The sequence below is a fragment of the Arthrobacter sp. Hb9-2 genome, assembly GCF_059091165.1.
Genome location: NZ_JBNHGJ010000016.1, coordinates 87,854 through 97,050 on the forward strand (window position 1 = coordinate 87,854; position 9,197 = coordinate 97,050).

The 9,197-nt window shown below is 66.9% G+C and carries 6 protein-coding genes, 2 pseudogenes and 1 riboswitch; of the genes and pseudogenes, 5 read left to right on the plus strand and 3 right to left on the minus strand.

Features of this window, described 5'->3' with window-relative positions; translation table 11 throughout:
* The first annotated feature begins 115 nt into the window (after positions 1-115).
* From AC5RV1_RS11120 to AC5RV1_RS11140, 5 genes are all read left to right on the plus strand, one after another.
* A complete protein-coding gene (locus AC5RV1_RS11120; protein ID WP_493994553.1) occupies positions 116-1,138 on the plus strand; it encodes an extracellular solute-binding protein in 1,023 nt (340 codons plus the stop codon).
* Entirely contained in the window at positions 1,135-2,826 is a 1,692-nt protein-coding gene (locus AC5RV1_RS11125) for an ABC transporter permease (protein ID WP_493994554.1), read from the plus strand. Before AC5RV1_RS11120 ends, AC5RV1_RS11125 begins: the two co-directional genes overlap by 4 nt.
* Positions 2,823-3,983, plus strand: coding sequence for an ABC transporter ATP-binding protein (locus AC5RV1_RS11130; RefSeq protein WP_493994555.1), 1,161 nt, complete (start codon positions 2,823-2,825; stop codon positions 3,981-3,983). The genes AC5RV1_RS11125 and AC5RV1_RS11130 overlap by 4 nt, the downstream gene beginning before the upstream one ends.
* A 38-nt stretch (positions 3,984-4,021) precedes the next feature.
* Complete coding sequence (locus AC5RV1_RS11135; protein WP_493994556.1) at positions 4,022-6,607, plus strand: AMP-binding protein; 2,586 nt, start codon at positions 4,022-4,024, stop codon at positions 6,605-6,607.
* Between the two features lie 99 nt (positions 6,608-6,706).
* A riboswitch (cyclic di-AMP (ydaO/yuaA leader) is annotated at positions 6,707-6,898 on the plus strand.
* Between the two features lie 3 nt (positions 6,899-6,901).
* Positions 6,902-7,687, plus strand: a complete 786-nt coding sequence (locus AC5RV1_RS11140) for an NlpC/P60 family protein (RefSeq protein WP_493994557.1) — start codon at positions 6,902-6,904, stop codon at positions 7,685-7,687.
* Positions 7,688-7,890: 203 nt separating this feature from the next.
* On the opposite strand, the gene AC5RV1_RS11145 is transcribed toward AC5RV1_RS11140, so the two are convergent.
* The 3 genes and pseudogenes from AC5RV1_RS11145 to AC5RV1_RS11155 form a co-directional block, all read right to left on the minus strand.
* Positions 7,891-8,454, minus strand: coding sequence for a dihydrofolate reductase family protein (locus tag AC5RV1_RS11145; RefSeq protein WP_493945603.1), 564 nt, complete (start codon positions 8,452-8,454; stop codon positions 7,891-7,893).
* 84 nt (positions 8,455-8,538) lie between these two features.
* Positions 8,539-8,823 (minus strand): annotated as a pseudogene (locus tag AC5RV1_RS11150) (MmyB family transcriptional regulator); the annotation flags it as partial.
* Between the two features lie 3 nt (positions 8,824-8,826).
* A pseudogene (locus tag AC5RV1_RS11155) lies at positions 8,827-9,197 on the minus strand (DUF3618 domain-containing protein); the annotation flags it as partial.

Sequence of the window (9,197 nt, forward strand, 5' to 3'; positions counted from 1 at the left end):
GTCTCCAGCATGTTCTGGCCGCTTCACACTTAGGGTGTACAGGGTGAATTAAGTTAGCCTTACCTTGCCCAATTCGCGTGCGGTAAGAGTGCTGCCCCTTTGAGAAGAGCTACGAGTGTCCCGTCGAAGCGTGATCGCTGCCACAGCAGGCCTGACAATACTGGCGTCCGCCGTAACTGGTTGCGGCATCATTGGTGGGCAGCCCGCTGACCTTCAGATCTATTCCGCCCGCCACTACGATTTGGAGGGCGCTTTCGGGCAGTTCCAGGATGAAACTGGAATCTCCGTGGAATTCATCAGCGGTGACGACGCCGAGCTCCTCGAACGCCTGAAGGCTGAAGGTGAGGACTCCCCAGCCGATGTCTTTATGACGGTGGACGCCGGCAACTTGTGGAATGCGGCCCGCCAGGATGAGCTCGCCGCCGTCGACTCCGCAACCCTGAATGAAGCGGTGCCGGAGGACCTCCGTGATCCGCAGGGCCGTTGGTACGGCTTGGCCATGCGCGCGCGCACCGTCACCTACAACCCGCAGAATGTGGATCCCGCTGAATTTGACGCGGCGGACACCTACGCCGGCCTGGCGGACCCGAAGTGGAAGGGGCGGCTGTGCATGCGGGACGCCACCTCGTCCTACACCCAGTCACTCGTGGCCAGCCTGATCGACCTGCACGGCCGGGAGAAAGCCCTGGAGATTGCCAAGGGTTGGGTGGCCAACGACGTGCAGATCATGAGCAATGACGTGCTTTTGCTTGAAGCCATCGACGCCGGCACCTGCGATGTGGGGATCAACAACCACTACTACCTGGCCCGGACGCTGGAGGACAAACCCGATTTCAAGGCGGAGCTGTACTGGGCCAGCCAGGACGGTGCCGGGACTCACGTCAACATTTCCGGTGCGGGCGTGGTGGAGGGCTCTGATAATGCAGGGGATGCCCAGCGGCTCGTCGAATGGCTCGCCACCAAGGGCCAGAACGCCTTCGTGGACGCGAACCACGAGTTCCCGGTCAACCCGGCGGCGAAACCCGAGCCAGTGATTGCAGGCTTTGGCGACTTCAAGCGGATGCCGCTGAACGCCGAAGCCTACGGCGACCTCAACGCCGGGGCCGTGGACCTGCTCGCCGAGGCCGGATACAAGTGACCGAAACGGCGGTCCTCGCTGAAGCGGGGACGCCGAAGCGCCGTCCACGCCGGACGGCCGGTGCCGGGCGCCCGGCGTGGTCCGCGCTCGTGGTCCTGGTGGCCGTGGTGGTTGCCACCCCCGTGTTCGCCGTGGTCCTTGATGGCCTGGGCAGCATGGGCGACACCGCGCCGCCGCGGGGACTTGCCGGCATGGTTCTCACAACCCTGCTCCTGATGCTGGGAGTGGCAGCGGGTTCCCTCCTGGTGGGTGGCGGCCTGGCATGGCTCGTCACCGCCTACCGCTTTCCGCTGCGCAATGTCTTCGCCTGGCTGCTGGTCCTGCCCCTGGCGGTACCCGCCTACATCCTGGGCTTCGTCTTCCTCTCCGTGTTCGACGTCTCCGGGCCGGTGCAGTCCGCCCTGCGCGCGGTGCTGGGTACGGACGCCTGGGTCCCCAACGTCCGGTCGCTGCCAGGCGCAGTGCTGGTGATGTCGCTGTCCCTCTACCCCTACGTCTACCTCCTGGCGCGCACCGCGCTCAGTGAGCACGCGTCGGGAACGTACGATGCAGCGCGGACCCTCGGTGCAGGGCGGGGCCGTGCACTCCGGCGAGTTCTGCTGCCGCTCGCCAGGCCCTCGCTGGCCGCGGGCATGGCCTTGGTGATGATGGAAACCCTGACTGATTTCGCCACGGTGCAGTACTTCAACGTCCAGACCGTTTCCGTGGGTGTCTACCTGGTCTGGAAGGGCACCTTCAATTTCCACGCAGCTACCCAGCTGGCCGTCCTGGTCCTGCTGTTCGCCGTCGCCGTGCTGGCGGGGGAGCGGGCACTGCGCGGCCGGGCACGCTATCACCGGCAGGGCGGGAGGGGGCAGGGCCTGCAGCCGAAAACACTCCGCGGCGGCCGAGGCCTGGCTGCCGCCGCACTGTGCACAGCTGCCGTCAGCACAGGCTTCCTGATTCCCGTCCTCCAGCTGCTGGGCTGGGCCGTGGGCGGGGCCGTTAAAAACCCCGGCTTCCTCGCGGATCCGCGGTTCGGCGAGTACATCGTCAATACCCTCCTGGTTGCGGCAGCCACCGCTGCGGCCTGCGTGTTCCTCTCCGTGGCAGTGGCGCACGGCGTCCGCCTCAGCGGTGGCCGGTTCGTCTCCTCCGCGGCGCAGCTGACAACTTTCGGTTACGCGGTGCCCGGCGCCGTGGTGGGCATTGGCGTCCTCATCTCCTTCGCGGCACTCGATGATGCGCTCGAGGCTGCCGGCGTTCCCGGCGGCACCGGACTATTGGTCACGGGGTCGGTCCTGGGCATCCTCTACGCCTACGTGATCCGTTTCCTCGCACCGGCCTACCAGGCAGTGGACGCGAGCTTCGCGAAAATCCCGGCAACCCTCACTTTCTCGGCCCTTAGCCTGGGTGCTGCCCCGCGGCGCATCCTGGCGCGGGTGCATGTCCCCCTGGCACGGTCCGGGATTGCGGTGGCGCTGATGCTGGTGGCGATCGACGCCGTTAAGGAGCTGCCCATCGTGCTGCTGCTCCGGCCCTTCGGATTCACCACGGCGTCCGTCTGGGTCTACGAACTGGCCCGTGAAAACTTCTGGGAAAAGGCGTCGCTGCCCGCACTGGTGATCGTTGCGGCCGCCGTCCTCCCCGTCCTGGTCCTCGTGAGGCAAGCCCGCCGCAATGAAACACCTGGAAAGGCCCCGGCATGACCATGCGCATGGCACACGGAAATCGTCCTGCGGGCATGGAGACTGCTCCGGCAGCGCTGGTCTTTGAAGGCGTCAGCAAGCACTACGGACGGGCCGTGGGCGTGGATATGCTGGAGCTCGCAGTGCCGGCTGGCGAGCTGGTCACCCTGATCGGTCCTTCAGGCTGCGGTAAGTCCACTACGCTGCGCCTCGCCGCAGGCCTTGAACGGCCGGACGGGGGCACCATCCGGGTGGCCGGGGACGTCGTGGCGGGCAAGCGCCACTTCGTCGAACCCGAGCAGCGCCGGGTGGGGTTGGTGTTCCAGGACTACGCACTGTTTCCGCACATGACCGTGGCCCAGAATGTCGAGTTCGGGCTGGACCGGCTGAGCCGCGGTGAGCGCAAAACGCGGGCCGGGGAAGTCCTGGACCTGGTACGGCTTGGCCATTTTGCGGGCCGGTACCCGCACGAACTTTCCGGCGGCGAACAGCAGCGCGTGGCCCTGGCCCGCGCCCTGGCGCCCCGCCCTGCCGTCGTCCTCCTGGACGAACCGTTCTCCAGCCTGGACGAGTCGCTGCGCGCGCAGGTGCGCCGGGACACTGTGGCGACGCTTCGCGAGGCCGGCACCACCGGCGTCCTCGTCACCCACGACCAGACCGAGGCGCTCTCCGTCGGCACGCGGGTGGTGGTAATGCGCGGCGGCGTCATCGAACAGGCGGACACGCCGGAGAAGGTCTTCGAGCAGCCGGCCACACGATTCGTGGCCTCCTTCATGGGCGACGCGGACTTCCTCCCGGCCCATGTGCACCGCGCCCTGCTGACCTGCGAGATCGGCGTCGTTTCAACTGTCCCAGGCTGGGCCAACAGCGAAGCGGACGTAGATGTGGTGCTGCGGCCGCACGAGGTGGCGCTGCACCCGGACCCCGACTCTCCGGCGCGGGTGTCCGCGGTGGAGTACCACGGCGCCTTCGTCCTCCATTACGTGCGGCTGGCCTCGGGACGCACCGTGCGCTCCTGGCAGCCCCACACCGTTCGCCATCCGGTTGGAACAGCGGTAGCGGTGTCCGTAGCGGCAGGCACCACGCCCACGCTGCTGCTGGGCGACCATGCCATCACATCCCCACCCCCGGGCAGCACATTGAAGCAGCGCTCGCCCGAGCCAGTCCAGCTAAGTTAGGCCAGTTCCATGTCCCTACATACCGCCCCGGTGTCGCGTTGACCGCGCAGCCAGACCTCGCCCGGGCCGCCTTCACCGACCTCGCCCGCCACGGCGACCGCCCGGCGGTGCTCACCGCGGATGGCGTCCTGTCCTACGGGGAGCTTGCCGCCCGCGTGGACGACGCCGCCACCCGCCTGGGAACAGCACGGCGCCTGGTGGTGCTGGCAGCGCAGAACGACCTGGACTCGCTGGTGGCGTACCTCGCCGCGCTGTCGGCTGGCCATGTCCTGTTGCTGGCCCCGGCCGACAAGCCCGAGGCCCTCGCGTCCCTCATGGACGCTTACGACCCTGACGTACTGCTGCGCTCCGGCGACGGGCACGGGGTGCCCGTGCTCGAGGAGCGGCGCGCCGGCTCCCGGCATGAGCTGCATCCTGAACTGGCCCTGCTGCTCAGCACCTCGGGTTCCACGGGTTCGCCGAAACTGGTGCGGCTTTCGCATACCAACCTCACAGCCAACGCCGAAGCCATCGCCGAGTACCTGGGCATTGGGCCGGACGACAAGGCCGCCACCACGCTGCCCCTGCATTACTGCTACGGCCTGTCCGTTGTTAACAGTCACCTGGTCCGCGGGGCAGGGCTGGTCCTCACGGACCTCTCAGTGGTGGATCCCTGCTTTTGGGATCTCTTCCGGGAACGGCAGGCCACCTCCTTCGCGGCGGTTCCCTACACCTTCGACCTCCTGGAGCGGGTGGGCTTCGCCGATGCGGACCTGCCCAACCTGCGCTACGTCACCCAGGCCGGCGGACGGCTGGCACCGGAGAAGGTGCGCGCCTGGGCGGAAACCGGGCAGCGCCGCGGCTGGGACCTCTTCGTGATGTATGGAGCAACGGAAGCCACCGCCCGGATGGCCTATCTGCCACCTGACCTGGCCGCCGACCATGCTGAAACCATCGGCGTCCCCGTACCGGGCGGATCCTTCCGCATTGAACCGGTGGAGGACCTGGCAGACGGGGAACTGGTCTACAGCGGCCCCAACGTCATGCTCGGTTACGCCGACCACCCCGGGGACCTGGCACTCGGCCGGGAAGTCCGCGAACTGCGCACCGGTGACCTCGCCCGCCAGCACCCGAACGGCCTGTACGAGGTGGTGGGACGGCGCAGCCGGTTCGTGAAAATTGTCGGCCTGCGCGTGGACCTCGGCCAGGTGGAGCGGATCTTCGCCGACATGGGAATCACCGCAGCCGCCGCCGGCACCGACGACCGCCTTGTGGTCGCCGTCGAAGGCGGGCACGACGGCGGTTTGCTCGCCAAGACCCTGGCCGGCACGCTGGGGCTGCCGCGCACCGCCGTCGTGATCCATGCCGTGGAAGCCCTCCCGCGCCTGACCACCGGCAAGGTGGACTACCCGGCCGTCCTGGGACTTGCCGCTCCAGCGCCCTCTGCTGCGGGTGCCGTCGGTACCGCCCGCGCCGCAACCGCCAAGCCGGCACCGGAGGGCCCAACCCCCGCCGGCAACCCCGACGACATCCGAAGCATTTTCGCCGAGGCCCTGGAATGCCCCGTTGTGGGAGACGACGACACGTTCGTCTCCCTTGACGGCGACTCGCTGTCCTACGTGGCGGTCTCGGTTCAGCTGGAGCGTGTCCTGGGACAGCTTCCTTCCGACTGGCACCTTTTGCCGGTGCGGGAATTGGAGCGCCGCCGGAAGCCCAGGCGGCGGAGCCCCTTTTCCTTCCTGGAAACCTCGATTGTGCTCCGGGCCGTCGCCATCGTGTGCATTGTGGCCACGCACGTGGAGCTGATCATGTTCCAGACCGCCCACCTGCTCTTCGTGGTGGCCGGCTACAACTTCGCACGCTTCCAGTTGGCGGACCAGCGGCTCCCGCGGCTGCGCCGCCAGCTCCGCGGTGTGGCCCGGATAGTTCTGCCCTCCACCGCTTTTATCGCCGTGGCCTACGTGCTCACGGACCGCTACAGCGTTGCCAACATCTTCCTGTTGAACGCCATAGTTGGGCCCGAGCAAGTAACCACGCAGTGGCATTTCTGGTTTGTGGAACTGCTGGTGTACATCCTGTTGGCCGTGGCAGCGCTTATGGCCGTGCCCTGGATTGACCGGGTGGAGCGCCGTGCGCCGTTCGCTTTCGCCCTGGGGCTGGTGGCCATCGCGCTGCTGAGCCGGTACGACATCGTGGATCCTGGCCTTCCCAAGCCGCCGCCCGTGTTCTGGCTCTTCGCGCTCGGCTGGGCGCTCGCCCGGGCCCGCACACACTTCCACAGGATTACTGTCTCGGTCATCACCCTGATGACGCTGCCGGGGTTCTTCGGCAGCACCGTCCGCGATGTCACCGTCGCTGCAGGCATTCTGCTGCTGGTGTGGGTGCCAGCCCTGCCGGTGCCGGCCGTCCTGCGCCGGGTCATCGGCTGGCTGGCCGCGGCGTCCCTGTATATCTACCTCACCCACTGGCTGGTCTACCCGCTGCTGCTTCCCATCAACCCGGTCCTTGCGGTTGCCGGGTCCCTCGTGCTGGGGATGGGCTACTGGGCACTCTGCAGGTGGTTGCCCACTACGGCAGCCTTCAAATGGGCGGGGCGATGCTTCACATCGTTGCTACGCCCCGTTGAACGGGAACGATTGACGTAAGTCCCAGCGCGAAGTGCGTTATGCAAATGTGACAAATGGGGCTGTTGTGACATAGGGTCTGAAGCCGTGCCCGTTTCTCCGAATGCGGCACTCCTGAGCAGACTTGCCTAACTCTGCCGCTGCCCGGGATCCGTTCGCAAAATCGTCCGGCAGAGACGGGGAACCCAATAACGGCCTGCTTCCGGCAGGCCTTGGGGTGAAGCCGTGCCTGGTGCCTTTCGTGCATCACCACGGCCGGGTGTCTCCCATCCGAATCCGACAGCTAACCTCGCAGGCAGTGGGAGAGGCCCTTTCATGCCCAATGGCAAAGCTCACGGCCGCCGCCGCGCGGTCCCCGTCCAGACCAGCCCCCTGGCGGTCCTGTCCAAATCCTTCGCCGGCCACGCCGGCGGTGTAGGCCGTCAGGCCGCCGTCATTGCAGCCGCTTCCGGCCTCGTCCTGACCAGCGGCATCGCCGCCCAGGCAGCAGACGCCCCAACCCAGCGCGAAGCCGAGCCGGCATCGAACCTGGAAGTCGCCAGCCAGGTACAAACCCCGCTCAGCGCAGACGCCACAGTGCAGATCTCCTTCGAGCGTCCCGCCGTCAAGACCACGCCTGCCCCCGTCGTCGAAGCACCCAAACCAGTCGTCGTCGAGGCCCCCAAAGCTGCCGCTCCTGCCGCTTCTGCCGCCGTCAAGACGCAGGCCGTTGCGCCGGCCAAGGCCCAGGTAACCGTCACGCCCGCCGCTCCCGCTCCGGCTCCTGCCCCGGCAGCGGGAGGCGTAAATGCCACCATGGTGTCCTCCGCTTACGCCCAGATCGGCATGATTCAGGACTGCACACGACTGGTCGAAAATGCCCTGAATGCTGCAGGGATCCCTGTCGGTGACCTTGGTCCGATGCAGTTCATGAACTACGGCACCGTCGTCACTGATCCCCAGCCCGGTGACATGGTTGTCCAGTCCGGCCACGTGGGCATCTACGTCGGCAACGGCCAGGTCCTCAGCTCCGGCCTGAACGGCAAGAACGAAACCGCCGTCCACCCCCTGACCTGGATGACCTCCAAGGGCGCCGTCACCTTCGTCCGCGCAGGCAAATAGAAACTACTGAAGGCCGGTGAGTCAATGCCTTGGGGGCATTAACTCACCGGCCTTCAGCATGCCCTCTGCACATTGGAGCACTGCCATTTCCGCCGGATCGCGTGGTTATGTTGCCCCATGCCTTCCCGACCTTCGGCCGCGGACTGAGTTCCGCCGCGCAGGCGAAGCAACCAAGACGCCGCCTGCTGCTCCCGCAACTCGACTCAGCGCCTGGTCTCATACCTGGTCAGGACCACACCGTCGGGAAACTTCCGGGTCTCCACCAGGTTGAGGTTCACCCAGTTGTCCAAGGCTGTGAAGAACGGCGTGCCGCCGCCCACCAGGACCGGATGGGTGACCATCATGTATTCGTCGATCAGCCCGGCCCGCATGGCCGCCGCGGCGAGTGTGGCACCGCCGATGTCCATGAAGCCGCCGTCATCCGCTTTGAGCCGGGTGATCTCGGTGACCGCGTCGCCGGTGGCCAGGCGGGTGTTCCAGTCGACCGTGCTGGGCGTCGAGGAGAACACCATTTTCGGCATGGCCCGCCAGCGGCGGGCAAACTCGATGTGCGCCGGCGTGGCGCCGGGCTGCTGGTCGGCCGTCGGCCAGTGGGAGCTCATCGTCTCCCACAGTTTGCGCCCGTACAGCGCCAGGCCCGTCGCCCCCACCCGGTCGGACCACCACTGGAACAATTCGTCGCTCGGGACGCTCCAGCCGAGGTCGTCGCCGGGCGCGGCGATGTAGCCGTCCACGCTCACGTTCATGCCAAAGGTCAGGTTGCGCATGGCGACAGTCTCCCGCGCGCCGGTATTCCTTGTACAGACCAGCACGGAGCGGTACGGATCGCAGCATCAATTTCCGCGGAGGTGGAGGTCGAGGTCGCCGACGATGGGATGGTGGACGCTTTTGATGCCGGTGCGGTGTTCCCGGACGTCGTGGGCTCCCCAGAGTTTCCGAAAGAGGTCGCTGCGGGTTGAGAGTTCACCGACAAGATCGCTGAACGCGCTCCAACCTGCCGTGGGAGAACGCCACGACGAGGCCAACATGGCCTCCATCGAGCGCTGATCCCCAGCGGTGTGGTGCCCCCCGGGGGACGCGCCAAGGAAGCGGAAAGGCCGGCCCCTGCGGGAGCCGGCCTTTCCATTCCTAAACAACTTTTAGGTGTTTTGGACGTTGGTTTTGGCGTCGGTGGCGCGGTCTTTGACGTCGGTGACGGCTCCTTGGCCTTCGGCTTTGACGTTTTGGGCGGCGTCGGTGGCGGTGGCTTTGACGTTGTCCATGGCTTGCTGGGCTGGTTCCTTCAGGTCCTGGACCATGTCCTTGGCGGCGTCGGTGACCTGGGTGGCGAGGGGCTCGGCGGCGGTTTTGAGCTGCTGGGCTGCTTCGCGTTCCTTTTGGCTGGCCGGGATCAGGGACGAGACGAGCATTCCGGCGCCGAAGGCGATCAGGCCGGCGGCCAGGGGGTTGCCCTGGGTTTTGGCTTTGACCTGGTCCGGTGCGTGGGAGAGTGCGGTGCCGGCGTCAGAGA

Bases quoted from the DNA above. Each gene is read 5' to 3' on its own strand.
- AC5RV1_RS11145 (WP_493945603.1), bottom strand. From the start codon at position 8,454: ATGCGCAACCTGACCTTTGGCATGAACGTGAGCGTGGACGGCTACATC.
- AC5RV1_RS11130 (WP_493994555.1), top strand. From the start codon at position 2,823: ATGACCATGCGCATGGCACACGGAAATCGTCCTGCGGGCATGGAGACT.
- AC5RV1_RS11140 (WP_493994557.1), top strand. From the start codon at position 6,902: ATGCCCAATGGCAAAGCTCACGGCCGCCGCCGCGCGGTCCCCGTCCAG.